Source organism: Clostridium sp., from assembly GCF_034179595.1.
GTDB lineage: Bacteria > Bacillota > Clostridia > Clostridiales > Clostridiaceae > Clostridium.
The window spans coordinates 1-26,622 of the sequence record NZ_JAXFPT010000055.1 but is presented as its reverse complement, the minus strand read 5'-3'; the positions used below and the strand labels follow the sequence as shown (position 1 = coordinate 26,622).

27 protein-coding genes and 1 pseudogene are annotated in these 26,622 nt (G+C 26.6%); 6 read left to right on the top strand and 22 right to left on the bottom strand.

Going from position 1 to position 26,622, the window contains the following annotated elements; genetic code table 11:
- Positions 1 to 712 (bottom strand): zinc ribbon domain-containing protein (locus tag SPJ33_RS06525; RefSeq protein WP_321117158.1); only part of this gene is annotated, 712 nt, incomplete at its 3' end.
- Between the two features lie 127 nt (positions 713 to 839).
- Here SPJ33_RS06525 and SPJ33_RS06520 point away from each other — a divergent pair.
- Positions 840 to 2,099, top strand: coding sequence for a TcaA NTF2-like domain-containing protein (locus SPJ33_RS06520; RefSeq protein ID WP_321117157.1), 1,260 nt, complete (start codon positions 840 to 842; stop codon positions 2,097 to 2,099).
- Positions 2,100 to 2,184: 85 nt separating this feature from the next.
- On the opposite strand, the gene SPJ33_RS06515 is transcribed toward SPJ33_RS06520, so the two are convergent.
- Positions 2,185 to 2,796 (bottom strand): TetR/AcrR family transcriptional regulator, encoded by a 612-nt coding sequence (locus tag SPJ33_RS06515; RefSeq protein ID WP_321117156.1) that lies wholly within the window; start codon positions 2,794 to 2,796, stop codon positions 2,185 to 2,187.
- Positions 2,797 to 2,954: 158 nt separating this feature from the next.
- Between SPJ33_RS06515 and abc-f the strand changes: the two genes are divergently transcribed.
- On the top strand, positions 2,955 to 4,886 hold the full coding sequence (gene abc-f, locus SPJ33_RS06510; protein ID WP_321117155.1) for a ribosomal protection-like ABC-F family protein: 1,932 nt from the start codon (positions 2,955 to 2,957) through the stop codon (positions 4,884 to 4,886).
- Between the two features lie 49 nt (positions 4,887 to 4,935).
- Here abc-f and SPJ33_RS06505 read toward each other — a convergent pair whose 3' ends face one another.
- Both SPJ33_RS06505 and SPJ33_RS06500 read right to left on the bottom strand, forming a co-directional pair.
- Entirely contained in the window at positions 4,936 to 5,316 is a 381-nt protein-coding gene (locus SPJ33_RS06505; protein WP_321117154.1) for a prealbumin-like fold domain-containing protein, read from the bottom strand.
- Positions 5,317 to 5,391: 75 nt separating this feature from the next.
- A complete protein-coding gene (locus tag SPJ33_RS06500; protein ID WP_414627216.1) occupies positions 5,392 to 6,672 on the bottom strand; it encodes a uracil-xanthine permease family protein in 1,281 nt (426 codons plus the stop codon).
- A gap of 334 nt (positions 6,673 to 7,006) precedes the next feature.
- Between SPJ33_RS06500 and SPJ33_RS06495 the strand changes: the two genes are divergently transcribed.
- Positions 7,007 to 7,708 (top strand): polysaccharide deacetylase family protein, encoded by a 702-nt coding sequence (locus SPJ33_RS06495; RefSeq protein WP_321117153.1) that lies wholly within the window; start codon positions 7,007 to 7,009, stop codon positions 7,706 to 7,708.
- A 25-nt stretch (positions 7,709 to 7,733) separates the two neighbouring features.
- On the opposite strand, the gene SPJ33_RS06490 is transcribed toward SPJ33_RS06495, so the two are convergent.
- From SPJ33_RS06490 to SPJ33_RS06475, 4 genes are all read right to left on the bottom strand, one after another.
- Positions 7,734 to 9,458 carry a bifunctional diguanylate cyclase/phosphodiesterase gene (locus SPJ33_RS06490; protein WP_321117152.1) on the bottom strand — a complete coding sequence of 575 codons (1,725 nt, stop codon included), beginning with the start codon at positions 9,456 to 9,458 and terminating at the stop codon, positions 7,734 to 7,736.
- Positions 9,459 to 9,670: 212 nt separating this feature from the next.
- Positions 9,671 to 9,859 carry a DUF4250 domain-containing protein gene (locus SPJ33_RS06485; protein ID WP_321117151.1) on the bottom strand — a complete coding sequence of 63 codons (189 nt, stop codon included), beginning with the start codon at positions 9,857 to 9,859 and terminating at the stop codon, positions 9,671 to 9,673.
- A gap of 180 nt (positions 9,860 to 10,039) precedes the next feature.
- The gene (locus tag SPJ33_RS06480; protein WP_321117150.1) at positions 10,040 to 10,903 is read right to left on the bottom strand and encodes a tRNA 2-thiocytidine biosynthesis TtcA family protein; all 864 of its coding nucleotides are present in this window, start codon (positions 10,901 to 10,903) and stop codon (positions 10,040 to 10,042) included.
- 91 nt (positions 10,904 to 10,994) lie between these two features.
- A complete protein-coding gene (locus SPJ33_RS06475; RefSeq protein ID WP_321117149.1) occupies positions 10,995 to 11,561 on the bottom strand; it encodes a DUF3867 domain-containing protein in 567 nt (188 codons plus the stop codon).
- Between the two features lie 195 nt (positions 11,562 to 11,756).
- Here SPJ33_RS06475 and SPJ33_RS06470 point away from each other — a divergent pair, with 195 nt between their 5' ends.
- Complete coding sequence (locus tag SPJ33_RS06470; RefSeq protein WP_321117148.1) at positions 11,757 to 11,903, top strand: hypothetical protein; 147 nt, start codon at positions 11,757 to 11,759, stop codon at positions 11,901 to 11,903.
- 38 nt (positions 11,904 to 11,941) lie between these two features.
- Here SPJ33_RS06470 and SPJ33_RS06465 read toward each other — a convergent pair whose 3' ends face one another.
- The 12 genes from SPJ33_RS06465 to SPJ33_RS06410 form a co-directional block, all read right to left on the bottom strand.
- Positions 11,942 to 12,694 (bottom strand): sirohydrochlorin cobaltochelatase, encoded by a 753-nt coding sequence (locus SPJ33_RS06465; protein ID WP_321117147.1) that lies wholly within the window; start codon positions 12,692 to 12,694, stop codon positions 11,942 to 11,944.
- Between the two features lies 1 nt (position 12,695).
- The gene (gene hemL, locus SPJ33_RS06460) at positions 12,696 to 13,982 is read right to left on the bottom strand and encodes a glutamate-1-semialdehyde 2,1-aminomutase (RefSeq protein ID WP_321117146.1); all 1,287 of its coding nucleotides are present in this window, start codon (positions 13,980 to 13,982) and stop codon (positions 12,696 to 12,698) included.
- Positions 13,983 to 13,994: 12 nt separating this feature from the next.
- Entirely contained in the window at positions 13,995 to 14,957 is a 963-nt protein-coding gene (gene hemB / locus SPJ33_RS06455) for a porphobilinogen synthase (protein WP_321117145.1), read from the bottom strand.
- Positions 14,958 to 14,959: 2 nt separating this feature from the next.
- Positions 14,960 to 16,435, bottom strand: coding sequence for a uroporphyrinogen-III C-methyltransferase (gene cobA, locus SPJ33_RS06450; RefSeq protein WP_321117144.1), 1,476 nt, complete (start codon positions 16,433 to 16,435; stop codon positions 14,960 to 14,962).
- A gap of 13 nt (positions 16,436 to 16,448) precedes the next feature.
- Positions 16,449 to 17,318, bottom strand: a complete 870-nt coding sequence (hemC, locus tag SPJ33_RS06445) for a hydroxymethylbilane synthase (protein ID WP_321117143.1) — start codon at positions 17,316 to 17,318, stop codon at positions 16,449 to 16,451.
- A 13-nt stretch (positions 17,319 to 17,331) separates the two neighbouring features.
- Positions 17,332 to 18,003, bottom strand: coding sequence for an NAD(P)-dependent oxidoreductase (locus SPJ33_RS06440; protein ID WP_321117142.1), 672 nt, complete (start codon positions 18,001 to 18,003; stop codon positions 17,332 to 17,334).
- A complete protein-coding gene (gene hemA / locus SPJ33_RS06435; protein WP_321117141.1) occupies positions 17,961 to 19,160 on the bottom strand; it encodes a glutamyl-tRNA reductase in 1,200 nt (399 codons plus the stop codon). The genes SPJ33_RS06440 and hemA overlap by 43 nt, the downstream gene beginning before the upstream one ends.
- A 240-nt stretch (positions 19,161 to 19,400) precedes the next feature.
- Entirely contained in the window at positions 19,401 to 20,381 is a 981-nt protein-coding gene (gene asrC, locus SPJ33_RS06430; protein WP_321117140.1) for a sulfite reductase subunit C, read from the bottom strand.
- A 14-nt stretch (positions 20,382 to 20,395) separates the two neighbouring features.
- Positions 20,396 to 21,190, bottom strand: a complete 795-nt coding sequence (gene asrB, locus SPJ33_RS06425; RefSeq protein ID WP_321117139.1) for an anaerobic sulfite reductase subunit AsrB — start codon at positions 21,188 to 21,190, stop codon at positions 20,396 to 20,398.
- Positions 21,180 to 22,199, bottom strand: coding sequence for an anaerobic sulfite reductase subunit AsrA (gene asrA, locus SPJ33_RS06420; protein WP_321117138.1), 1,020 nt, complete (start codon positions 22,197 to 22,199; stop codon positions 21,180 to 21,182). Before asrA ends, asrB begins: the two co-directional genes overlap by 11 nt.
- A 13-nt stretch (positions 22,200 to 22,212) precedes the next feature.
- Positions 22,213 to 22,986, bottom strand: coding sequence for a formate/nitrite transporter family protein (locus SPJ33_RS06415; RefSeq protein ID WP_321117137.1), 774 nt, complete (start codon positions 22,984 to 22,986; stop codon positions 22,213 to 22,215).
- Between the two features lie 52 nt (positions 22,987 to 23,038).
- A complete protein-coding gene (locus tag SPJ33_RS06410; protein WP_321117136.1) occupies positions 23,039 to 23,722 on the bottom strand; it encodes a Crp/Fnr family transcriptional regulator in 684 nt (227 codons plus the stop codon).
- A gap of 193 nt (positions 23,723 to 23,915) precedes the next feature.
- Here SPJ33_RS06410 and SPJ33_RS06405 point away from each other — a divergent pair.
- Positions 23,916 to 24,416, top strand: a pseudogene (locus SPJ33_RS06405) (undecaprenyl diphosphate synthase family protein); the annotation flags it as partial.
- A gap of 44 nt (positions 24,417 to 24,460) precedes the next feature.
- On the opposite strand, the gene yidA reads toward SPJ33_RS06405, so the two are convergent.
- Positions 24,461 to 25,276, bottom strand: a complete 816-nt coding sequence (gene yidA / locus SPJ33_RS06400; protein WP_321117135.1) for a sugar-phosphatase — start codon at positions 25,274 to 25,276, stop codon at positions 24,461 to 24,463.
- A gap of 171 nt (positions 25,277 to 25,447) precedes the next feature.
- Here yidA and ytaF point away from each other — a divergent pair, with 171 nt between their 5' ends.
- Positions 25,448 to 26,068: a sporulation membrane protein YtaF gene (gene ytaF, locus SPJ33_RS06395; protein ID WP_321117134.1), complete on the top strand. Its 621-nt coding sequence runs from the start codon at positions 25,448 to 25,450 to the stop codon at positions 26,066 to 26,068.
- 44 nt (positions 26,069 to 26,112) lie between these two features.
- On the opposite strand, the gene SPJ33_RS06390 is transcribed toward ytaF, so the two are convergent.
- On the bottom strand, positions 26,113 to 26,529 hold the full coding sequence (locus SPJ33_RS06390; protein WP_321117133.1) for a DUF3785 family protein: 417 nt from the start codon (positions 26,527 to 26,529) through the stop codon (positions 26,113 to 26,115).
- Positions 26,530 to 26,622: the final 93 nt, after the last annotated feature.

Below are 26,622 nucleotides of genomic sequence, written 5' to 3'. Positions count from 1 at the left end.
CATAAACTAATTTATTTTTGCTTTCTATTCTGCTATTAAATCCGCTATAAATCAGAATTATTGATGTTATTGCTGCAAATATATCTACAATCGCCCAAGGCATAATACCAATGATTAAAGCTACAGATTCAACTATAACTAATGTGAAATTAAAAATTGAAAATACAAAAAATATATTTCCTAAAAATTCAAGAGATATATCTTCTTTCATCAAATATTTACTAATCAAATATGTTAATAATACTAATATTCCATAAACGAGTATATAATTTAATAAATTTAGTAAATATATACTTCCAGTTGGAAATACCATATCAAACATAGAGTTAAACTGCTGTTTACCTAATATGGAATCTATACTGTTATAACTTTCTCCTGAAAAACCAGAAGCTAAATTCATAACTGAATTAAATAAATTATAACCAAACATTTTTATAGATAATGTTTTTATTAAAGGAATTAACAAAGTTATTATTATTCCATATATCAAAATTACATTAGAAGTAAGTCCTACTATTCCATCTCTCATAGTAGTGATTGGATGCTTTAATGCAGTAAATATATAACTTTTTTGTTTTTGTAAATCAATATCTGGAGTTGATATATTTATATTTTTTGTATTATCTTTTGATTCTCCACTGCAACTAGTACCACATTCTGGACAAAACTTTGAATCATCAGGAATATTTTTTCCACACTTTGTACAATACATAAAATTCCCCTTTATAAAATTTATATAATTACATTATATCTATATACCCTAAAAATGTTTCACAAAAATAATAAACTATTTATATAATATTTTATTGAAATAGATATGTTTTTAAGGAGTATTCATTATGAATTTTTGTAATAAGTGTGGTAATAAGCTTGTAAATGGCTCTTGTCCTAATTGCTCTCCTACACATATTTCAAAGCCTAAAAAGAAATTTCCTAAAATTCTAATTAGCATTATTTTAATATTAGCTATTATATTAGGTGGAATTTTTATTTATGAAAAATCTATCTCAAAAACAAAATCTGAAATAGCAACTGAATTTTATGATGCAGTTTCTACTAAAAATTCTGATAAACTTCAACAACTTCTTTATTCTTATGATGATGACTTAAAAATAAATAAATCCAATGCTAATGTACTAATTGATTATTTAAATAATAATCCAGCTGAGTTTTCTAAAATAAATGATAATTTTAGAAACGGATATTATACAAGTTTAAATTATCCAGTAAAAATAGAGGAAGTTTCTAAAACAATATTCTTTATTCCAAATTATAAAGTTGTTGTTAATCCTACATTTATAAATATTAAATGTGATTTTAAAAACTATAAAATTACGGTTTTAGACCAGACTTATGATAATTTAAATAAATCATCTCAAATAGGTCCTTTAATGCCTGGAAATTATAGCATTGTAACTGAATTATCTAATTCTTATTTAAATAAAAGTGAAGTTTTAGATGTTAATACATTTGATGAAAATTATATAGATATTAATATATTTGAAGATTTAAAAACAATAAATATAAGTAGTGATATGCCTGATGCTGACTTATATGTTAATAACAAAGATACAGGTATAAAAGTAAAAGATGCTAAAAATTTTGGCCCTATAGAAGAAAATAGCGTGGTTTATGCTATAACAAATAAAGATGGTAAAAACATTGTAAGTAATAAATATAACATAGATTCATCATCTGACATTTATATAAATTTTGAAGACCTTAAAACTTCAGAAGAAGACTTTAAAAGAGAGCTTTATACTCTTTTAAGTAATTATTGTGCTGACTTTGCTTATGCAGTTAATTATAATGATTTTAATTACATTTCACCTTATTTTGAAAAAAATAGCTCTATTTATAATAAACAAAGACATGTTGTTCCATATATCTATAACCAAGGAATTAAAGAAGGATTCAGTAGTACAGAAATTCTAAGTTATGAATTTAATGCTGATACAAATTACGGAGAAGTAACTTGTATTGAAATTTTTTCGATTGCTAAGAACAATAATGTTCCAAAATATCAGGAATTTAAAAATACCTATTCATTTAAAAGAGATTACAATGGATCGATAGTTTTAACTGATATTAGAGATTAAAGGTGATTTAACAAGATTTAACTTCTCTAAAATCCCCAAAATATAAATAATTTATTAAGCCAAGTAATTTAAAATTACTTGGCTTTTAACTATTTAATATCATTCTTATTTTCTTAAATAATATAGGTTTTATAACTTCAATATCATCAGGCTCATTTAAAATTATTGAACTATAACAAACACTTCCAACTAATTCTATTATCATAAAAAGAGTTATTTTGCTTTCTTGTTCTGATAACCCCCTATTTTTTAGTTCGCTTAAAAATATCTCTATAATTTTTTGTACCTTTTCATTTTGTCCCATAAATTCAGTATCTTTATGTATTACATATGAAAAATTCTTATTTATTACTCTTAATAAAAGTTTATGCTCTTTAAAATAATCTATTATATATTTTATAAAATAAAGAACCATATCTTCAAATTCTTCAAATTCATTATCTTTTGTAGCATTAAATGCCTCTTCTATAAGTATTGAGCTTTTAAGTAATACAAGTTTATTAACAACATCATATTTATCTTTAAAATATAAATAAAATGTCCCCTTTGCAACTCCAGCCTTTTTTACTATTTCATCAATAGAAGTATTATTTATTCCCTTTTCTTTAAAAAGCTCATAAGCTGCATTATATAAGTTAATTTCTTTCTTTTTTTTCTTTAAAAATACCTTTATCTTTACTGCATTATTATCAATCATTTTACCTCCATATAAAAATACGATACTCTATTCTTTAATCTTATCATCTATTTATAAATAATAAAACCTTTTATTTAGCATTAAATTGATATAAATACCTATAAATAGTATAATTAATAGATATGAAAACTATTAAAATTTATAAGTGAGGATATATTATGATTGTTTTAAGTTGTAGAAATATAAAAAAAAGTTATGGTATACAAGATGTATTAAAAGATGTAACAATATCTATTAATGAAGGAGATAAAGTTGGTATAATAGGTCCTAATGGAGAAGGAAAATCTACTCTATTTAAAATATTATCCAAAAATTTAGCTCCAGATGATGGCGATATCTTTGTAGATAAAAATAAAACAATAGGATATCTTTCACAACATCTTAACCTTAATTCTAAAAACACAATTTATGAAGAAGCAAGCAGTGTTTTTAAAAACCTAATAGATTTAGAAGAAAAGATAAAAACATTAGAAATAAAAATGAATGAACCATATGATGAAAGTAATGCACAATATCATGAAAAATTAATCAAAGATTATACTACTGCACAAGAACTTTACTCTCATAGAGGAGGATATACATACAAAGGCGATATAGCAAAAGTATTAAAGGGTCTTGGATTTTTAGAAGAAGACTTTAATAATTCAATTGAAAATTTAAGTGGTGGACAAAAAACTCGTGTTGCATTATGTAAGCTTTTACTTCAATCTCCAGATATACTTCTTCTAGACGAACCTACTAACCACCTTGATTTAGAAGCAATTGAATGGCTTGAAGAATTTTTAAGTACATATAAAGGCACTCTTTTAGTAATCTCCCATGATAGATTCTTCTTAGATGCAGTTACAAACAAAACATTCCAAGTTATAAATGGTCATGTAAATTGTTATAATGCACCTTACACTAAATATTTAGAGCTTAGAAAAAAGGATTATGAAGCACAACTTAAAGCTTATAATCTTCAACAAGCTGAAATAAAAAGACAAGAAGAAATAATACAAAAGTTTAGATCATTTAATAGAGAAAAAAGTATAAAAAAAGCTGAAAGTAGAGAAAAGGCTTTAGAAAAACTAGATAGATTAGATGCTCCTGATAAAGAGAAAGGTGCTTCAAAAATATCTTTTGAAACTACTGTTAAGAGCGGTTATGATGTGCTTCATATTGAAAATCTTTCAAAGTCATTTGATGACAATAAACTATTTAGTAATATCTCATTTGATTTAAAAAGAGGCGAAAAAGTAGCTTTAATAGGTGAAAATGGAAGAGGTAAAACTACTCTACTTAATATAATAATGGGAAAAGTAAAAAGTGATTCTGGTAAAGCAGTTTTAGGAACCAACGTAAATATTGGTTATTATGATCAAGAACAATCTGATTTAGATTATAATAAAACTATTTTAGATGAAGTTTGGGATGCTTTCCCAGACCTTACAACAACTAAAATCCGTACTGCCCTTGGTTCATTCTTATTTACTGGTGATGATGTATTTAAAAAGATTGAGACATTAAGTGGTGGAGAAAAATGTAGAATAAATATTTTAAAGCTTATGTTATCAAAGGCTAATTTCCTTCTTTTAGACGAACCTACAAACCATTTAGATATACCATCTAGAGAAGCTCTTGAAGATGCTATATTAAATTATGATGGAAGTATGCTTATTGTATCTCATGATAGATACTTCTTAAATAAAGTAATAAATAAGATAGTTGAATTAAAAGAAGATGGAATGAATGAATATCTTGGTAATTACAACTACTACATGCAAAAGAAAGAAAATCCAACACGTTTTGAAGCTTATGAAGAGATAAGTAATGGAAAAACTAAGACTCAATTAAAAGATGAAAAGAAAAAGGTTAAACTTGCCCAAAAAGAAATAAGAGTTAAAAAGACTAGACTTAGAGAAGTTGAAAATGAAATTTCAAAATCAGAAGAACTACTTGAAAAATTAAATAATGATTTATGCCTAGAAGAAATTTACTCAAATCCTAAAGAAGCTGAAAGAGTAAATCATGAAATTTCAGAAACACAATTAAAAATTGAATTTTTATATGAAGAATGGGAAACTTTAAGTGATGAACTAAATAATTAAAAATAAAAGGGATGATAATATTATCATCCTTTTTATTTAAATTAAACTATTAATTTATAAATACTTCTTTCTTTTTATTTATTACATATATAGTTTCTTCTTTTAAATAATTTGATATATTTATTTCATTCCATTTTACATATGACGGCTTTTCATATAACTTTTTATTTATAATTTCAATTACTCTATAATTTCCATCTTCTATGTTTGAAAACTTAACTATACCATTTTCATCACTATACTTACTTGATATAAGATATGGTGATACACCATTTATTCTATATAAATTTATCTTTATTCCCTTTAATTTTTCTCCATTTATACTGTCCATTAATGTGTGTACAATTATCGTTCCTTTAATATTTTTATTTTCACTACAATTATATGATTTCACCTTATTATCGTACTTTTTATAAACTTCTTTTTCCAAATAAAAAACCTCCTAAATTAATCTATACTATATAAAGTATGATTAACATTAGAAGGTTGTGATTACTAAATAATATTATTTTTTATTAGAAGTATCTTTTCCTACTCCATTTAATATTAGATTTAATACTACTCCAACTATTGCAGCAAAACTTAAACCTGATATTGTAACAGTTTTTGTTATTTTTAATCCTATTATAAATCCAAAATGTTCATTTAACATAGGATTTATATATGGTGCAATTAGTCCTATAAATAATATTGATGCCATAATTATTAGATTTTTTGCATTAAACTTAACCTTTTCATCTTTTATTGTTTTAGTACCTACTATAGCTATCATGCTAAATAACATTAAGCTTATACCCCCCATTACTGGTTGTGGTATAGTTCTTATTGCAGCTCCAAATTTTGATATAAAGCTAAGTGCTATAGCAAAAACTGCTGATAATCTTAATAAAGATGGATCATAATTTTTTGTCATTGCAAGAACACCTGTATTTTCTCCATAAGTTGTATTTGCAGGTCCTCCTAATAATGAAGCTGTAAGCGTAGCTAGTCCATCTCCAAGGAATGTTCTATTTAATCCTGGATCTTCTATAAAGTTTTCTCCAACAACCATTCCATTTGTTGTTATATCTCCAACATGCTCCATAAATACAGCAAGTACAACTGGTGCTACTATCATTATTGCTCCTATATTAAACTTTGGTAATGTGAAGTTTGGTATTGAAACTAAAGTTGCTTGGCTTATTGAAGCTGTATCTACAAATCCTGTAAATAATGAAATAGTATATCCTACTATAACCCCTACTAAAATTGCTATTTGTTTTATAAATCCTCTACCAAATTGTTTTATAACTAAAGTTGTTCCAAGTGTTATAACTGCAAGAATCACATTTTTGCTTGCCATATCTAGTGCTGTTGGTATCAAATTTAATCCTATTACCATAATCATTGGACCAACAACATGTGCTGGAAGTACTCTTTTTATCCTATCTACTCCTACCTTTTTTATTACAAATGATGTTAAAACATATAAAAGTCCTGCAACAAACATTCCTCCTTGTGCATATCTTAAATCACCATAATCTGCTTTAACTGCATTTATTACTGCTATAAAAGCAAATGATGAACCTAAGAACACAGGAACCTTTCTTTTAGTGCATGCATGGAATATTAAAGTTCCAGTACCAGCTGTAAATAATGCTACTGATGGATCCATTCCTGTAAGCATAGGAACTAATATAGTAGATCCAAACATTGCTATTAAATGCTGTAATGCAAGTATACATCTTACCATTTTTCCTTTTATATTTCCGTTTTCTTTTAATTTAAATGTTTGCGATAATTGCATAAATATATCACTCCTCTATTTTTATATAAGGAGAAATCTATTAAACTTCTCCCTTTTTCAGCCTCTCTGGACTGAGATTAAAAGGTATAAAAAAACTTCTTACATAAAGTAAGAAGTTATAATTACTCGAAAAACAACTACACATAACATATAAATCACATGTAATTAATACATTTACTTCTTACTAGCCTCTCTGGACTAATTTAAAGATTATTTTTATTATCCAAAGTATAACACATATATAAATATATTTTCAACACATTTATACATGAATATATTTATTTTTTTTACTTAAAATAAGTATGCTATATACTTTTAAAAGGAGGTTTTAAGTATGATTAAAAAAATTATGTCATTTATTATATTAATCATTTCATTAATATTAGTTCCTATTCTTCCTGTAACTGCATCAGAAAACTCTAATGAAAAGATAATATACTTAACATTTGATGATGGACCATCTAATAAGATAATGCCTAATATTTTAGATACCTTAAAAAAAGAACAAGTAAATGCTACTTTCTTTATAATAGGTGATCAAATTAAAGGAAATGAAAAAATATTAAAGAGAGTTCATGAAGAAGGGCATTCTATAGGTCTTCATAGTGTTACACATAAAAAATGCAATCTTTATTCTTCAAATGATTGCTTTTTAAAAGAGATGCTTAAAGATCAAAAACTTATAAATGAGGTTGTTGGAATATCTCCTACAATTTTAAGATTCCCTTATGGGGCAAATAATGATACATATAAACTTACTAAATCAATGGTTGATTTACTTCATAAAAATAATCTTAAAATTTATGATTGGAATTTAGATAGTGGAGATGGCGCTAATCATAACTTAAATCCATCTACTTACATAAAAAATTCAAAAAGCAATAAAGATATGATAATATTATTAATGCATTGTGGAAATATGAATAAAAATACTGCAAATGCATTGCCAGAAATAATATCTTATTATAAATCCAAAGGATATACTTTCAGGAAAATTGATGAAACAACACCAGAATATTTTAAAATAAGAAAGTAGAACGAGAAGTAATACTCGTTCTACTTTAATTAAATTCTTTATAAAACAGTTCTTTAACTTTTTCAAAACATTCTGGCTTACTAAAATAATAGCCTTGTATTTTATCACAATTAATACTCTTTAAATAATTAACTTGCTCTATTTCTTCTACTCCTTCAGCAATAACTTCTATTCCAAGTTCATGTGAAAGATTTATTATATTTTTTACAATACATCTACTCTTTTCACTACTCATTAAATCTACTATAAAACTTCTATCTATCTTTAAAATATCTATTGGTAATTTTGTCAAATAATTCAACGATGAATATCCAGTCCCAAAATCATCTAGAGCAATACTACCACCAAGTTTTTTAATTTCATTTAGAATAATAAGGTTTTCATTATATGATTTCATTAAAACACTTTCCGTAATCTCAATTTTTATATATTTTAATGAAACATCATATTTTTCCATAAACTCTTTAAAATCTTGAATTATCACTTTATTTCTTAACTGTAATTCAGATAAATTAACAGCTATTTTGAAATCATCATATCCCGCATCTAATAAATTTCTTATTTTTTTAAATACTTCTTCAAGAACAAATTTGCCAATAGGAATAATTTGTTTAGTAGTTTCCGCTAACGATATAAATTCATTTGGTGGCACAAAACCAAGTTTTTTACTATTCCATCTAATTAATGATTCCATTTCATGCATTTTATAATCACTTAATGATATAATTGGCTGAAATACTACATACATTTCATCGTCTTTTAAAGCTTTCTTTAGTCCTTTTCTTAAACTAAATATCTTGCTAAGTTCTGTATATATCTTATTATTGAAAAATTTATATCCATTTTTCCCATTTTTCTTAACAAAATGCATAGCTATATCAGCTGATTTTAAAAGAACATTGAAATCATTTCCATCATGAGGTGACATTGCAATTCCAATACTTGCTGTTATATAAAAATTATAACCATTAATATTTATAGGGCTTTCTAATATATTTAATATTTTTCTTGCGATAGATTCAGCTTCTTCCATATTTCTTATTTGTAGATTAAAAACAACAAATTGATCAGCTGAAAATCTTCCAACTATATTATCTTCACTTAAATTTGATTTTAGTTTATTTGCAACATAGTGTAGTAGATTATCTCCAACTTCATAATCATAAACATCATTTATAAAACTAAAATTATCTAAATCAATCAAAAAAAGAGCTCCAAACTTTACATCTTTTTCGCATTCAACAAGACATCTATTTATAATATTTTTCATAAAATTCTTACTTACTGTACCTGTTGTTATATCATAATTTCTTATACAAGTTCTTACTTCATCTAAATTTTTATTTGTAGTTATATTTTTTAATAAACCAACATACAAATATCCATCTTCATTAGTAAAATCTTCTCTTAATACACTTATAAAGCAATATAGATGTTCATTATTTTTACTTTTTAATATAAATTCACTAATTTTATCTTTACTTTCATTTTCTATATAATAAATAATCTTATCTAATAAAATTCCACTTTTATCATCTAACAATATCTTAATTTCTTTTATTGTTAATTCAATACTACTTTCAGTTGTTTTAAAAATATTATTAACCAATCCGCCTGTAAGCTTAATCTTGCTTTCTTCTTTGTTCCAATATATAAATGCATCTTTTGTATATCTATGAATATTTTCTTTAATATTTTCACCATGTATTTTATCACTTGTAATTTCTTTTTTATATTTATTCATCATCATTATCTTCACCTAAGTTATTTACTTATGTGTATCTTTTTTCTTTTTATCATTTATTAAAGTTACAATTAAAGCTGTAGTAGCTACTGCTAAGGCTGTGATTTTACTTTTTTTAATACTCATAATTTTCCACCCATCTAATATGTGTTTTTTATATTATACCTTATTTTATGCATTATATTCCACTATTTTTTATTATTTAATATTAAAGTTACTTATTTAAATTGATTTAATTCATTTTTATATTCATATCCATTATTATTTAATTTTTCAATTAATAAATTTTTATCAATATTCATATCTTCACATAATATATCTATATTTGAATAAAAATCTCTAAGTTTAAGATTAATTATGCTTACAAGAATATTTGCATCCATACTTTTAATTTCTTCGTTATTCATTTTAAATTCCTTCTTTCTTATGTTCCCTCTAACTCATAACTCATATTATATAATAATTATTATTTATTGTAAATAAATTTAATAAATCTTTATTAAAATTAAAAAAATACTTGATAATAATTATGAAAATAAAAAAGTATAGAACAATGCTATACCTTTTTTATTACTTTTATATTTAAGTTATTCTTCATCATAAAAATCTAAATAAGAATGCTTAACTCCATCTTTTTCCCAACCTAATATAGAATCCATACATACATTCTCTGCAGCCTTAAATATTGATTTATCTACTCCATCAAAATTTTCTTTAAGTTGCTTTATTAAATCTTTTATTTCAAATCTTTTATTTCCAACTTTCTTAGCCGCAACCATACAAGCACAGTTAAGAGGCCATATTCCACTATAGTTTATAAATCTTTTTATATGTTCTTCTTCTATAAAATACATTGGTCTTATAAGCTCAAGCCCTTCAAAATTCTTAGATTTTAATTTTGGTAACATTGTCTTAAAGTTTCCTGCATAAAGAATATTTAAAAGAGTTGTTTCTATAACATCATTATAGTGATGACCAAGTGCAAGTTTATTGCATCCAAGCTCTTGGGCTTTTGCATATAAAGAACCTCTTCTCATTCTTGCACAAAGATAACAAGGATATTCACTAGCCTTTTCATCAATAACTTTAAATATTCCTGATTCATAAATATGTATTGGTATGTTTAGATAATTACAATTATCTATTAAAAGTTCTCTTATTTGTTCATGGTACCCTGGGTCCATTGCAATAAATTCTAAATCAAATTTAATTTGACCATGCTTTTGAATTTCTTGGAATAACTTTGCCATAAGAAGTGAATCTTTTCCCCCTGAAATAGCTACAGCAATCTTATCCCCTTCTTCTATTAGATTATATTGCTTTACAGCTTTAACAAATTTAGTCCATATTTTTTTTCTATATCTTTTAACTATACTTCTTTCAATTTCTTCTAAGGGCTTCTTTTCCTCTTCTGGAATTATTCTTGGACACCCTTGTCCTGCTATACTCATTTTATCACCTCATTCATCAAAACAATATTATATCATCTTTCTTATAAAAGTAAAATAAAAAGCCAGAGCGTATTACTACTGGCCTTTTAATCTAATAATCATAATTACTACTATTTTGACACATAGTTATTTTAAGTGTATTACCATCTACCATTTTTTTATATGAACATAAAAATTCATTTAATTCATTATCATTTAAATCTATTGACTTTTCACTTATTATAGTTACATATTCTTTATCTAGAATGATTTTTATATCATTATTATTATTTTTTATTGAATATTCTTCTATTTGCTTTGTTAAAACCTTTTTATTATATTTTTCTTGAAATGATATCTTTTTTCTAAACTTTTCATAGTCAGGCTGTACATCATTTAAATCTACATCAATTCCCATACTTTTTAAACTATCTTGCATGCTTGAAATGTCAAATCCGTATCTTTCCATAACCTTCTTTTGTATTTCAAAAAGCTTTTGTTGAGATATATTATTGTCTTGCATATATTTTGTTATATTAGAAGAAAAATCTGAAAAACTCATTTCTCCTGTTTGCGTTTTATAAAATAAATCATACATATAATTTTCAAATTTATCTATATCTTTTTCATTCACTCTATTTTTTAATTCATTAAAATCTATTATTCTATCATCGCTCATAAATTTCAGCTCCTTAACCTAAATTTATATATCTTTATTTTATTATATATCAAAATAATATACTACAAAAGTCTTACTATAAATATAAAATGATTCTCTATATTTCTCTTAATAAATATTTGTGAATAATAATATTATTTATACATAAGATATTCATATAAAATATGATTTTCTATTAAAATTAGGGGTGATTTTATGAACAATAAAAATTCTAAAAAACATAAAATTAAAAAGTCTAAAGAACCTAATGATGGAAGCTTTATAGAAAAAGATCCTAATGATAGTTTTTCATCTGAAGGAACTGTAAGATATGGCGAAGAAACTGATGTGGATGATATATAAATAAAAAAGTAGGTGCATACCTACTTTTTTATTTATCCTTAATTCTTTATTATATTGTCTAAACTCTTTAGTACTAATCTCCTAAAATTTTCACTTTCACCTAATGTTTTATCTAATACTTCTACCTCTATATTTTGCTCTTTTAATTTACTTACAAAACTTTCTCTATCTTTTGATATTATATCCTTCTTAAAATGATATCCTTTAGTTATAAACATAGGTATTATTGTTACTTTAGAAACCTTATCATTTTTCATGCTAGCTATAATATCATTAAAACAATCTTTATTATGTATTAAAACAACATAATGCTTGCCTTTATTCTTCTTTTTTATAACTGACTTTATATATTTCTCTTCTAAAGAATTCTTAATACCTACGCTTCCATGACAAACAAAAAGCATATTATCATATTTATCAAAATATTTATCAATTAAATTTTCATTTTCTTCTAATATAGGTTTAGTTATTTTTAAAACTTTAAATGAACTTTTATATTTTTGTGTTATTTCTTCAACCTTTGAATATTCATGACCTCTTGAAAAATAAAGAGTTTCAACATACACTTCTTCGTATTTTTTTGTTTTAAGTTCTTTTAAAACCTCTTCATAGCTCTTGGCATTTATCTCTAATTTACTAAGTATCTTTTCATTAGTCAATGCAAAGAAATAATCGAATTCTTCTCCACATTTTTTCTCAGCATCTTTTTTAAAAGGAAGCAGGTATTTATTAAATCCTGCCTCCTTAGATGTTCCAAAAGCTACTATTACTATAGCTTTTTTTCTCTTCATTTTATTTTACTTCCTTCTTAGCAAATCCTTCAAATGCTTGTAAAAATCTATCTATATGCTCTTCTGTGTGCTTAACTGATAAAAATACTGCTTCAAATTGTGATGGTGGTATATTAAATCCTTCATTTAACATGTGTAAGAAATATCTCTTAAATCTTTCTCCATCACATTTTTTTACATCATCATAACTTTCTACCTTAGAGTCATCAGTAAAGAATATAGTCATCATTCCTCCAACTCTATTTACTACTGCGTTAACTCCAGTTTCATTTGATATTCTAGAAATTCCATCTTCTAATTTTCTTCCTAGAGTTTCTATATGATCATAACCTTCTAAGTTATTTTTAAGCTTTGTTAATGTAGCAAGTCCAGCTGCCATAACAATTGGATTTCCTGACATTGTACCTGCTTGATATACTCCACCAAGAGGTGATAAGTTTTCCATTATTTCTTTTTTCCCACCATATGCACCGCATGGAAGTCCGCCTCCCATTATCTTTGCATATGTAACTAAATCAGGTTTTTCTTCAAACAAGCTCTGAGCCCCTTTAAATGCTGCTCTAAATCCACTCATAACTTCATCAAATATTAAAAGTGCACCATACTTATCACATAATCTTCTTAAAGTCTTAATGAAACTATCTTTTGCTTTTATAACACCCATATTACCTGCAACTGGTTCTATAATTACACAAGCTATATCATCTCCGTATTTAGAGAATAATTGTTCCATACTTTTTTCATCATTATATATACCAATTAGTGTATTTTTAATACTTTCTTCTGGTACACCTTGTGATCCTGCAATTCCTTCAGTTAATACTCCAGAACCTGCTTCAACTAAGAATCCATCAAAGTGTCCATGATAACAACCTGCAAATTTAACTATTTTATTTTTCTTAGTATATCCTCTAGCAAGTTTTATAGCACTCATTGTAGCTTCTGTACCTGAGTTTACCATTCTTATCATATCTATTGTATCTAGATTTTCACACATGAATTTACTTAATTCAAGTTCAAGCTTTGTAGGTGCCCCAAAAGCTAAAGCAATTTTAGCTTCTTCACTTATCGCATTAACAACATCGGTATCACAATGTCCAAGTATTAATGGGCCCCAAGCTAAGACAAAATCTATATACTCTTTGCCATCTTCATCTTTTATTATAACTCCATTACCACTTTTAATTACTGGAGGATTTATTCCCATATCTTTAAAAGATCTAACAGGACTGTTAACTCCACCTGGCATATATTTTTTTGATTCTTCAAATATCTCTTCATTCATCATATGCTATCACTCCTATTTTCTTAAAAATCTTGAAGCTTCTAATGCATGATAAGTTATTATTATGTCTGCACCAGCTCTTTTCATTGATAATAAAGTTTCAAGTATTATTCTTTCTTCATCAATTAATCCCATTTTAGCTGCAGCCTTAATCATTGCATACTCTCCACTTACATTATAAACGCATAAAGGCATATCTACAGTATCCCTTACTTCTCTTACTATATCTAAGTATGAAAGAGCAGGCTTAACCATTACTATATCTGCACCTTCTTCTATATCATCTAAAACTTCTCTAATCGCTTCTCTTCTATTTGCTGGATCCATTTGATAAGTTTTTCTATCTCCAAAGCTTGGTGCTGAATTTGCAGCTGCTCTAAATGGTCCATAATAAGCTGAACAATATTTAGCTGAATAACTCATTATTGAAACATTTTTAAATCCAGCTTCATCTAAAGCTTCTCTTATTCTATATACTCTTCCATCCATCATATCTGAAGGTGCTATCATTTGAGAACCAGCTTTTGCATGTGAAACTGCAATCTTACATAAATAATCTAATGTTTCATCATTATCTACATCTCCATCATGAATTATTCCACAATGTCCATGATCTGTATATTCACACATACATACATCTGTAACAACTAAAAGTTTATCTGTTAATTCTCTTATCTTTCTTACTGCTCTTTGAACAATTCCATTTTCAGCATAAGCTTCACTTCCACAGCAATCTTTATGATCTGGAATTCCAAATAGTATAACTCCTTTAATTCCAAGATTAACTGCTTCTTCAACTATTTCATGTAACATATCAACTGAATAGTGATAAACTCCAGGTAATGATTCAATTTCTCTTTTTATACCTTCGCCTTCAACTACAAAAATTGGTAAAATAAAATCTTGAGGCGTCAATACAGTTTCTCTAACTAAACCTCTAATATTTTCATTTACTCTTAATCTTCTTCCTCTTCTCATTTTTACATTACACTTCCTTTTAACATTTCCTCTATCTCTTTTAAAAATCCATCCTCTGAATGCTCTTTGCAAACTAAAGAATCAATTCCACTTTCTTGTATAGCTTTTTGAGTTATTGGACCTATTGCAATACATATTTTTTCTTTTAACTTTTCAAGTCCTACCATCTCTTTCATATTTTTAAATGTTGATGGTGAAGTAAATAGTATTGCATCTACTTCTTCAAAGGCTTTTTCATTTTTAAGTTCACCTTTTAATACATCATATATATCAACTTTTGTTACATCAGCACCAAGCTTTTTAATTTCATCTTGAAGGAAACTTCTGCTTTTAGCTGATGAAGGTATAAGTACTTTTTCACCATTTTTTATATAAGGAGATATTTCTTTTAAAAGCCCTTCTCCTATAAATTCTCTTGCTGTTTTAAATGAAATAATTCCTCTATCTTCTAATGCTTTATTAGTAGCCTTACCAACTGTTGAGAATTTTGCTTTTATTGATCTTATATCAATTTTTTCTCTTTTTAAATAATCAAAGAATAAATTCACTCCATTTACTGAAGTTAATAAGATATGATCGTATGTACTAAGCTTATCTTTATATTTATCTAAGTTATTAGTTGTATCTTTTATGACAATAGAATTTATTTCTGTAACTTCAGCACCTAAGTTTTTAAGCTTAGTCTTTAAATTGTTTGATTGATTTCTTGAACGAGTAATACATATATTTTTACCAAATAAAGGTTTGTTTTCATACCATGATAATTTATCTTCTAATGAAACAACTTCACCTATAACTATTATACATGGTGATTTAAGTTTAGCATCCTTAGCTTTTTTTGATATATCCTCTAATGTACCTATAACCTTTCTTTGCTTTGATGATGTTCCTCTCATAACAACTGCAGCTTTAGTATCTTTATCTTTACCATACTTTATAAGCTCACTTACAATGTGATCTATATTTGCAAGTCCCATCATAAATACTAATGTTCCATTTTCTTTAGCTAAAGCTTCAAAATTTACATTTAAAGTTTTTGCTGACATACCAGTAACTATATGAAAACTTTGAGCTAAGCCTCTATGAGTTATAGGAATACCAGCATAATTTAATACTGCAATTGGAGAAGTTACTCCAGGTATTACTTCAAATTCTATTCCTTCTTTTTGAAGTGCTAAAACTTCTTCACCACCTCTACCAAAGACATATGGATCTCCACCTTTTACTCTTCCAACTATATGCCCTTCTTTAGCTAGCTTAACAATCATTTCATTTATTTCTTCTTGTGTTTTATAATGAGCTCCTGGCTCTTTTCCACAATAATATATTTCACAATCATCATTTAAATAATTTAATATATTATTTGATACTAATCTATCATAAAGAACTGCTGTACATTCTCCAAGCACTCTCTTTGCTTTAAGAGTTAAAAGTTCTTCGTCTCCAGGGCCTGTTCCAATAATATACGCTTTACTCATTCTTACCTCCAAATTATTTACCTAATATTTTTTCTGCTAGTTTTTTCCCTAATATTTCGCTATCATATTTATTTCCTAGTATATCTTTTTTTACTATTTTTCCATCTACTAAATATGTTCCAATCATGTATATATCGTCATTTTCTATCTCAGAATAAACTCCAATCATACTATGACAATCTCCACCTAATGCTCTCATAAAGCTTCTTTCGCCTAAAACTTCAATTCTCACTCTTTCATCATCCATTGATTTTAAAATATCTTTATGCTTAAAATTTTTAAGACATTCTATACCTAATGCCCCTTGCCCTACTGCTGGTAGAAATACTTTTGGATCAAAATAATCAGTTATTATATCTTCCATTCCTAATCTTTTAAGGCCTGCAGCTGCTAATATTATTCCATCCATATTTTCTTCTTTCATCTTCTTAAGTCTTGTTTGGACATTACCTCTTATAGGTACTATATTTAAATCATGTCTAAGCTCTTTAAGCATTTCTGCTCTTCTCATACTGCTAGTTCCTATAACTGCACCTTTTCTTAAATCATTAAATGAAATATTATTGCTTGATATAAAAGCATCTCTTATATCTTCCCTCTCTGGCATACATACAAGTTCAAATTCATCTAAAAGCTCATTAGGCACATCTTTCATACTATGTACAGCAATATCTGCCTTTCCATCTAACATCTTTTGCTCAATTTCTTTAACAAATAAGCCTTTTCCACCAATTTTATTTAAAGTTATATCAAGTCTTCTATCGCCTTCTGTTACAACTAAAAGCTTTTCTGAATCAACATTTTTTTCTTTTAAAAGTTCCATAACTCTTTCAGCCTGTACTTGGGCTAATTTAGATTTCCTTGTTGCTACAACAAATTTCATTATTTCACCTTACCTAATCTCTAAATAATTTATTAACCAATTCTTTATCATAAAAAAGCTCTAAAACAAGCTTTTCCTTTTTTTTATTTATAATATATCTAAAGTCATCACTTATTATAAAATCTAATAATTCATCTTTTTTATTCTTAATAGATTTTACATTATTTCTTATGATAGATGTTACTTTTATAAAATCATCAAATTCCTTTAATTCATCTAAAATATAAGTTCCAAGCATCTTTGAAGCTTTTGGATTACCTCTTAAGGTATTAATCCCTAAAAATATCTCATCGCTTCTTATATTCATTGGAAGAACAGCAATTCCATCTTTAGGATTTTTGCAATTTATATATATCTTATCTAAACTTTTACAACTCTTTTTTATATTATCTATTATAATATCATCATCAATTGCAATTACTACTATATGATTATTTTTTAAAAATTTTTCATTATATTCGCACTTTGTTATGGTGATTTTTTCAGAATCTAATTTATAAAATGCTTCATTAATCTCTTTTGCAACAACGCTTACATTACATCCATTAGACAAAAATGTTTTTGCTTTTATAAGCGCAGCTTTTCCTGCTCCAATAATAAGTACATTTATTCTACTTGAAAAAAGAGATATCATTGTATATCCTAAATTTCCTCTATAAATATCTTCTCCAATATCTTTATGCATTCATCTCCACACCCTTTTATAGTCTCTTCTTTTAAAGTTTCTATGGCTCTATTTACATACGCATTAGAAGTACTTTTTAGAAGTGTTTTTACAAGTTCATCTTCTCTTCTTTCTTTATTTTTAAACGTATTATATCTTTTTATATATATATCATCGCCATGTTTTTTAAATTTCTTTATGTATGGTGCTACTTTTCTTAAACTTCTCCACTTATTATATGTATCTATATACTCATCTATTAAATAATAGAATTCATTCATTTTTTCTTTTCTTAAATCTTTATTTTCATCATCTATTTTACTAATTTCATCTATATTATAAACTACAACTCTATCTATTTGATTTACCTCTTCACTCACATCTCTTGGAAGAGCTAAATCAAATATTAATAATTCTTTTCCTTCTTCATAAATATCATCTTTTGAAACTACAATATGAGGTGATGAAGTACAAGATATTATTGAATCAACTTTATTTATGTACTCATTTTTTGTATTAAATCTAACTATTTTTATATTTTCATTTTCATCATACTCTGATAAATCAGTATTTCTTACAGCAATAATAATATTATCTACATTATGTGATAATAAATGCTTAACAACAAGTTTTCCAACTTCTCCATGTCCAAGTACCATAAAGCTTTTTGCTCCATGTTTAATTGCTCTATTTACTGCTATAGATGCAGATGATACTGGTATCTCATATAATTTTGCTTCATTTCTAAATTTCTTACCGCATGTTACTGCTTCTTGAAATAGTCTTTGAAGTTCTAAATTTACTGAATTAGTTTCTAATGATGCCATATATGCATCTTTAACTTGACCTAATATCTGATCTTCTCCTAAAATTTTTGAATGAAATCCACATATAACCTTAAATAAGTGTTTTATAGCCTCTTGTTCTGTTATATAAAAAATATACTCTCTTAAACTTTTATCCCATCCTAAAGCATTAAAAATTATAGTTAATACTTCATCTTTTTCTAAAGAATGATTAAAATATATTTCTGTTCTATTGCATGTACTTAAAATAACAACCTCATCTAATTTATTCTTTAGATCATTTAAAGCCTTTTCTCTTAATTTAGACTTTATTGAAAATTTTTCTCTTATATGCAATGGAATATCTTTCTTTATTCCTAAAACTGCTATCATCTTCTCCACTCCATTAATAAATCATGCAAATTATTCTAAAACCTTTATCACATAATTTTTATTTAATTATATATAAAACCTTTATCTACTGATATTTTTTACTAACAAAAAATATCACTAGATAAATACTTTCACATTTAATTGTAAAGCAAACTCTAGTGATATTCAAATAAATTTACATTATATTATATTTTACATAAGTTATTGTTAGTTATTGTTTTTAGAAATTTAAAGTTTTAATTAATATTTTTGAGTATTTGGATATTTAATTCCACTCCAATAAACATTATTTTTCATTATAGCTTTTTCTGAAAGAGTTACTCCTTCTAGAGCCCACTTTTTCCATTCCATAAATCCAGTTCTGTCTATTATATATCCAATGTGTTCTTTTCCACCTGGAGCATCTTTAGCAATATATTCTTTAACGTATTTATAAGTATTTTCTATAATTTTAACAATACTATCTTCATCAGCCCATATTAAGAAGTCTTCTCCAAGTCTTGGGTTCTTCTTACCTGTTCTACCCATGATTGAAAGTCTATAGTACTTTTCTTTACTTCTTGTCCATGCTCTTGTAGGACATGCCATTACACATTCTCCACATCCTATGCACTTGCTTGCATCTCTTTTTACTTTATAATTTTCAAAAGTTAATGCACCTGTAGCTTTTTTAGTACATGCCTTAACACATGCTTGGCAGCTTATACATCTGTAGTAATCATATTGTGGTTCTGTCATACCAATTATACCAAAGTCATGCATTCTTGCTTTTATACAATCATTTGGGCATCCTGTAAGAGCTACCTTAAAGTGAAGATCATTTGGGAAAATTGCATCTTCTATTCTCTTTGCAAAGTTTGTAGTGTTATAATTTGCAAAAGGACAAACATTGTTACCTATACAAGCTGATACATTTCTTGTTCCTGCTGCTGTATAACCTTGTCCTGGAACTTCTTGATTTATTTCTAATCCTTCGATTATAGGTTGTAACATTTCATTAACTTGTGGTATATTTTCCATCTTTATATCTGGAATTTCAAAACCTTGTCTAGTAGTTATATGAACTGTTCCATTTCCATACTTATCTGCTATCTCTTGAATCATGCCTAAATATTTAGCATCTAAATGTCCACCTGGAACTCTAACTCTTGAAGCAGTGTATCCTCTTTTCTTAGTTACTCTAAATGCGTTCTTTTTAAGCTTTTTTGTATTTATATCCATATGTCCTCTGCCCCCTAATCTCTTAAAAGCTTACCTTTTGTATAATTGAAAACTGGTCCATCTAAACATATATAAGTATCATCTATCTTACAGTGTCCACATTTACCTAATCCACAACACATCTTTCTTTCTTGTGAAATCCATATGTTTTCTTCTTTAATTCCAAGCTTTAGAAATTCCATAACAGTAAACTTCATCATCATAGGTGGTCCAACAACTATAATTTGAACATTTTCTTTATCTTTTATATCAAGGTCTGGAATAAACTTAGTTACAAGTCCAGTATTTCCAGTATATCCTTCTTCTGCTGAGTCAACAGTTACTATTAAATTTATGCTATCATTCCATCTTTTTAAATCATCTTTAAAAAGCATATCTTTAGGGCTCTTAAATCCTGTGATTAAAGTTGTTCCCTTTGTTTCATTAGTATTTTTAGCAAAGTAATCGACTACTCCTCTTACTGGTGAAAGACCTGTTCCTCCAGCTACTACTACTAATTCTTTGTCTTTATAAATATCTATATCAAAACCATTTCCATATGGTCCTCTCATAAATAATTTATCTCCAACATAATTTTTGAATATTTCGTTAGTAACTTTACCAACTCTTCTTATAGTTAAGTCAACAAAGTTTTCACCAATACCACTTACTGAAATTGGAGCTTCACCAAATCTTGGTATTGAAACTTCGAAGAATTGTCCAGGTTTTACATCACCTTTAAATTCCATTCTAAATGTATATTCTATATCTGTATGTTCAATTACTTCTAATATCTTTGAAGGAAATGGTATATAATCATTATTTGTCATTTGAATTCACCTCATCCATTGCATCTTGCAATTTATTTACACATGTTGGTACATCTATATATTCTGGACATATATCACTACATCTTCCACATCCGATGCACATATGATATCCCCATCTCTTTTTGTAATCATAGAATTTATGCATAACTCTAAATCTTACCTTTTGACCATTAGCTTGTCTAAATTCATGACCACCAGCCATTGTTGTAAATCCTGGAACTTGACATCCAGCCCAAACTCTTCTTCTTTCTCCTACATTTTCATTATCACTGTAGTAAATATCTTGCATACTGTTGCAAGTACAAGTTGGGCAAACAAAGTTACATCTACCACAAGCTATACATCTTTCTGAGTATTCATCCCATATCTTTGAGTCTATAACATCTAATGATAAATTTTCTGGTATATTAATCTTTACTTTATTTTCAGTAACAAAGTCTGGATTAACTTCCATTTCCATTTGTGGAACTTCACTAAAGTATTTTTTTAATTCTTCGTCTTTTATATCTAAATAAGCGTATCCATCTGAAACTTTTAAGTATGCATCATAATTGTCTGCTTTATTAGTTCCCATATCTACACAGTAGCAGCTATCAAAACTCTTTTCGCAACCAATAAGAACAAATTTAACGCCTTCTTTTAATCTCTTATAATACGGATCTTCAAATCCATTTCTTAAATATATATCATCTATTCTCTTTACAGCGTGTAAATCACAGCTTCTTAAGAAAATAATTCTTGGTTTTTCATTAACTACTGGTTCTTTACATTCATCTTGATTGAAGAAGAATATAGTTTGAGTTATTGGAAGTAATGCTTCCTTAAATGAAAAATCTGATTTTTTATTAAATTCTATATCTTCTACTCTTTTAACTTCCTCGTATCTTATAACATCTGTTTCTGAAGATCTCCCAGCACCTACAACAACTGTTGGAGCTACTATTTTGTAACTATTTGACATTTCTTCAAAAACACTATTTAAATCTTTAGTTTTTATTTTAAATCCCATAATAAACTCCTTCCTAATGAGCTCTTTTATTTCTTGAAATCAAATAATATGGGATAGCGACAAACAACACTCCACCTACAATATTCCCTAATGTAGCAAAAAACAGATTATATAAAATACCTGTTATAGTAACTGTTCCATAAGGTAAAAGATAGCCTATGACTAACAATGTCATATTAGCAACGCAATGCTCAAATCCTAAAGTAAAAAATACATATACACAAAGCATTACCATAAATAGTTTTCCTATTTCTTCTTTCATCTTGTAAGCACACCAAATTGCAAGACACACAAGTATATTACACAGTATACCTCTAACAAATAATTCATTTGGCATAACATTAATCTTTTTCTCTGCATAATGCGCCATATATTCTCCAGAAACACCTCTCCATACTCCAGATGCATAATAAAGAAAAGCAGCTAAAACTGATCCTATGAAATTACCTATATAATTTATACTCCATAGTTTTAATAAGTTTCTAATTTTAATTTCTTTTCCCAAGCATCCTGATGACATGATTAAGGTATTACTTGTAAATAATTCTGCGCCTGCAAAAACAACTAATGCTAGTGCAACAGCAAATGACAATCCCATAACTATCTTAGTAAATGGTGATTGTACCTCGTTTAAAGTTCCACCTACACTATAAGCGAGCATTACTCCAAATCCCACAAAAAGACCCGCATGCATAGCACTTAAAACATAACCTTTTGTATTATCCTCTAGAAAATTCACCTTTTTCCTAGACAGTGCTACCATCCTATTAAAATCTTCTCCATACATCTTGATTCCCCCTTATTATATTCCCTTTTTAATTTATCATCTGTGATAATTATCACAAACTTTTAAAATAATTTGATAGCTTATCTTTATCTTTTACTATAATTATTTTCTTGTCTTTTCTAATAAGGCCTTCTTTTTCTAAAATTTTAAGTGCTCTTGAGATAGTTTCTCTTGGCATACCAAACATATCTGAAAGATATGTTATGCTTATCTTTAGATTTATAATAGTCTCTTGATTTTCTTCTACACCATAATCCTTAGCTAGCTTCCAAAGCTTTGCAGCAAGCCTTTTTTCTATCTTTAAAGGAGTAGAATTTTTCATTTGCCTATATAGTCTTCTAACTTTTGTAGATAGTGTATTTATAACCTTTTTTGTTAAAGCAAAATCTTCACTCATAATTTTCATGAATTTATTTCTATCAAAAACCAAGATTTCTCCATCGTCAAACATTTCACAGCTAATTGACGCTTTCATCCTCTCTAAAACAACCTCATTTATTATTTTTCCCTCACCTAAAATAAATATGACCTTTTTATGAGCAGCCTCATTTAATTTATATAGAGATACTTTTCCACTATATACTATATAGATACTATCTATAAAATCTTTATCTCTAAAAATATGGCTTCCCTTCTTAAAGGTTTTCTTCTCTGCAACTAAACATAACTTTTCTAATGTTTCCTTTGATAAGCCACTAAAAAATTCGCATTGTTGCAATTCGTTTAAAGTCATCATAATATCACCTATAAACCTTAATTCCCTATTTAAATATACTTATATTTAACAATAAATTCAACTATTATTCAATGAAAAATTTAACTATTCATTTGTATTTTATTGGATAATTTTTTTTTATGAAAACAATAAAAATAATTAAATTTTTAGGAGGTAAAAAGTATGAGAATTCCAAATCATATTGGAATAATTCCTGAAAGAATTAACCTTTTATGGTTTTACAATAGATAATACAAAAAGACCTTCAGTACAAAAAAATGCCTTTATAAAAGCATGTGTTGAGTCAGTAAAGCTTATTGAAAAAGAAGATTGCGAATTATTAGTCATAGGAAATTCAGAATCTAAAAACTTTCCAGAAGAATTATTAAAATATACATCTAGAAAAAAGATTGGTAAAGGTGGAATCAAAGTTAATTTCCTTGTAAATTATGGTTGGGAATGGGACTTATGTTCCTTAAATAAAAGTCAAAACTTTAGCAAAAATATTTTTAATTCAATAAGATCAAATGATATATCTCGTATAGATTTAATAATACGCTGGGGTGGAAGACGAAGATTAAGTGGCTTTTTACCAGTGCAATCTGTTTATTCAGATTTTTATGTTATAGATAATTTTTGGCCTAATTTTAAAGAAAGAGATCTTTTTGATGCTTTATCTTGGTATGATAAACAAGACGTAACGCTTGGTGATTAATATAAAAAAAGCAATGAATAAATTCATTGCTTTTAAACCTACATTTATATTCTTTCTTTTATTATAAATCCTTCTATAACTTTAGCTACTCCATCATTATTATTAGTATCAGTTATGAAGTTTGAAATTTCTTTTATTTTGTCACAAGCATTTCCCATTGCAACTCCAAGTCCTGCATATTCAATCATTGAAAAATCATTCATTTCATCGCCAACTGTAATTACTTCTTCTCTCTTTATACCTAAATGATTTGCTAATAGCTTAACTCCAACACCTTTATTTGCTTCTTTATTAAAGAATTCTAAGAAAAATGGTGCACTCTTTGCAACACTATATTTTTCATAAACTTCATTAGGTAATTTCTTCATTCCTGCATCTAAAATTTCTGGCTCATCTATCATCATTACCTTTATTATATCTTCTTCATCTTTTATATCTTTAAAGTCATCTATATGAAAATCTATTCCATTATGATGTGCTTCATATGTTGTATACTTATTTTCTTTAGGAGTTATAAGTCCTTTTTCTTTTGAAAAAGCATGTATATTTAAGCCTGCTTCATCTGCTAATTCCTTTAAATATTTAAGATCTCTTCCTTTTAATGTTACATCGCAAACTGCTTCTCTACTTTTAGTTTTTTGTACTAAACATCCATTGTAACTTAAAACATAATCATCTTCCCCTAAAAGATCTAATTCTTCTAAAAACTTTAATAAACCTTCTATTGGTCTACCTGAAGCTAGTACAACATAAACTCCTAATTCTTTTGCCTTTCTTAAAGCTTCTTTATTTCTTTCTGATACTACTTTATCATCATTTAATAAAGTCCCATCCATATCTAACGCTATTAGTTTATACATAATTTTTTCTCCCTTAACTTTACATTATTGTTCAGACAAGTTTATTATATCATATTTGATATTGCCATAAAATTTCTAATTATGTATACCTAATATTTGATACTTATATAAGCACTTTTTGTCTATATTTGTCATAAAATATTACTAAAAACAGTTCCTTGAGGTGGATTTATGGAAGTTCTGATATTAGTTCTGTCTCTTGTAATAGATTCATTTGTCGCAAGCATAGCATATGGAGCAGATAAGATTAAAATTCCTAACCTTTATATAATAATAATGAATATAATTTCCTGCTTAATACTAACATTTTCTTTAACCTTAGGAAGTTACTTAGAAGATATAATGCCTTCATATTTACCTAAATATATAAGCTTTTCAATATTTGTAATCCTAGGTGTTTATAAATTATTTGAAGGATTCTTTAAAAAGTATATGTCAAAATTTATAGAAGATAAAGAACAGCTCACATTTAAATTATTTGATTTTAAATTCATACTTGAAGTATATATAGATGAAACAAAGGCTGATTTTGACGAATCAAAAACCATATCATTAAAAGAATCTATTTATTTAGCTATGGCACTTTCTATAGATAGTTTAGCAGTTGGTTTTGGTGCTAGTTTCATCAATATAAATCCATTGCTTATGATAATATTCTGCTTTATATTTGGTATATGCTCAATAAAACTTGGCTCCTTTATTGGTAAAAAATTATTACCTAAAAACTCTAATAAAAATCTATCATGGCTTTCAGGATTATGTTTATTATTAGTTGCATTTTTAAAACTATAAATTTATAAAAAATAAGGTTATCTAAGATGATAACCTTATTTTTTTTATATTTCTAATTCTTCAATTTGAACTAAATACTTTGAGCAATTATTGCAGACAATAACTGTAACTATATAACTATTATCTACTTTTCCTTGTAATTGTAATTTATTAAATGTTAAGCCCTCATATTCTTTAGATATATCACTTATTACATATTTTCCATCCTTTGTGTATACATAGAAATAATATTCTAAATATTCACTTATATTTTTCTTTTCTTTAAAATTAGCACCACATTTCTCACATGGAGTACTATAATAAGCTTTATCAAATTCTACTTCTGTGCCTTCATTTAATAAATTTAAAATAAGCTCTATATTTATATCTTCTATAGGATTTACTTCATCATTAATTATTTCTATAAGATTATCTTTATTTAATTCATATGGTTTACCTTCATATTCAAAACAGTATTTCATCTATATACCTCTTTTCTATTGCTTTTACAATATTATATCATATAATAATTGCTATAAATTATTCTTATTTATTAAACCTTTATAATAAATATT

Coding starts and splice junctions, on each gene's coding strand:
- SPJ33_RS06520 (WP_321117157.1), top strand. CDS start 840: ATGAATTTTTGTAATAAGTGTGGTAATAAGCTTGTAAATGGCTCTTGT.
- SPJ33_RS06515 (WP_321117156.1), bottom strand. CDS start 2,796: ATGATTGATAATAATGCAGTAAAGATAAAGGTATTTTTAAAGAAAAAA.
- abc-f (WP_321117155.1), top strand. CDS start 2,955: ATGATTGTTTTAAGTTGTAGAAATATAAAAAAAAGTTATGGTATACAA.
- SPJ33_RS06500 (WP_414627216.1), bottom strand. CDS start 6,672: ATGCAATTATCGCAAACATTTAAATTAAAAGAAAACGGAAATATAAAA.
- SPJ33_RS06495 (WP_321117153.1), top strand. CDS start 7,007: ATGATTAAAAAAATTATGTCATTTATTATATTAATCATTTCATTAATA.
- SPJ33_RS06490 (WP_321117152.1), bottom strand. CDS start 9,458: ATGATGATGAATAAATATAAAAAAGAAATTACAAGTGATAAAATACAT.
- SPJ33_RS06485 (WP_321117151.1), bottom strand. CDS start 9,859: ATGAATAACGAAGAAATTAAAAGTATGGATGCAAATATTCTTGTAAGC.
- SPJ33_RS06480 (WP_321117150.1), bottom strand. CDS start 10,903: ATGAGTATAGCAGGACAAGGGTGTCCAAGAATAATTCCAGAAGAGGAA.
- SPJ33_RS06475 (WP_321117149.1), bottom strand. CDS start 11,561: ATGAGCGATGATAGAATAATAGATTTTAATGAATTAAAAAATAGAGTG.
- SPJ33_RS06470 (WP_321117148.1), top strand. CDS start 11,757: ATGAACAATAAAAATTCTAAAAAACATAAAATTAAAAAGTCTAAAGAA.
- SPJ33_RS06465 (WP_321117147.1), bottom strand. CDS start 12,694: ATGAAGAGAAAAAAAGCTATAGTAATAGTAGCTTTTGGAACATCTAAG.
- hemL (WP_321117146.1), bottom strand. CDS start 13,982: ATGATGAATGAAGAGATATTTGAAGAATCAAAAAAATATATGCCAGGT.
- hemB (WP_321117145.1), bottom strand. CDS start 14,957: ATGAGAAGAGGAAGAAGATTAAGAGTAAATGAAAATATTAGAGGTTTA.
- cobA (WP_321117144.1), bottom strand. CDS start 16,435: ATGAGTAAAGCGTATATTATTGGAACAGGCCCTGGAGACGAAGAACTT.
- hemC (WP_321117143.1), bottom strand. CDS start 17,318: ATGAAATTTGTTGTAGCAACAAGGAAATCTAAATTAGCCCAAGTACAG.
- SPJ33_RS06440 (WP_321117142.1), bottom strand. CDS start 18,003: ATGCATAAAGATATTGGAGAAGATATTTATAGAGGAAATTTAGGATAT.
- hemA (WP_321117141.1), bottom strand. CDS start 19,160: ATGATAGCAGTTTTAGGAATAAAGAAAGATATTCCATTGCATATAAGA.
- asrC (WP_321117140.1), bottom strand. CDS start 20,381: ATGGATATAAATACAAAAAAGCTTAAAAAGAACGCATTTAGAGTAACT.
- asrB (WP_321117139.1), bottom strand. CDS start 21,190: ATGACAAATAATGATTATATACCATTTCCTTCAAAGATATTAGAAGTA.
- asrA (WP_321117138.1), bottom strand. CDS start 22,199: ATGGGATTTAAAATAAAAACTAAAGATTTAAATAGTGTTTTTGAAGAA.
- SPJ33_RS06415 (WP_321117137.1), bottom strand. CDS start 22,986: ATGTATGGAGAAGATTTTAATAGGATGGTAGCACTGTCTAGGAAAAAG.
- SPJ33_RS06410 (WP_321117136.1), bottom strand. CDS start 23,722: ATGATGACTTTAAACGAATTGCAACAATGCGAATTTTTTAGTGGCTTA.
- yidA (WP_321117135.1), bottom strand. CDS start 25,276: ATGTATAAACTAATAGCGTTAGATATGGATGGGACTTTATTAAATGAT.
- ytaF (WP_321117134.1), top strand. CDS start 25,448: ATGGAAGTTCTGATATTAGTTCTGTCTCTTGTAATAGATTCATTTGTC.
- SPJ33_RS06390 (WP_321117133.1), bottom strand. CDS start 26,529: ATGAAATACTGTTTTGAATATGAAGGTAAACCATATGAATTAAATAAA.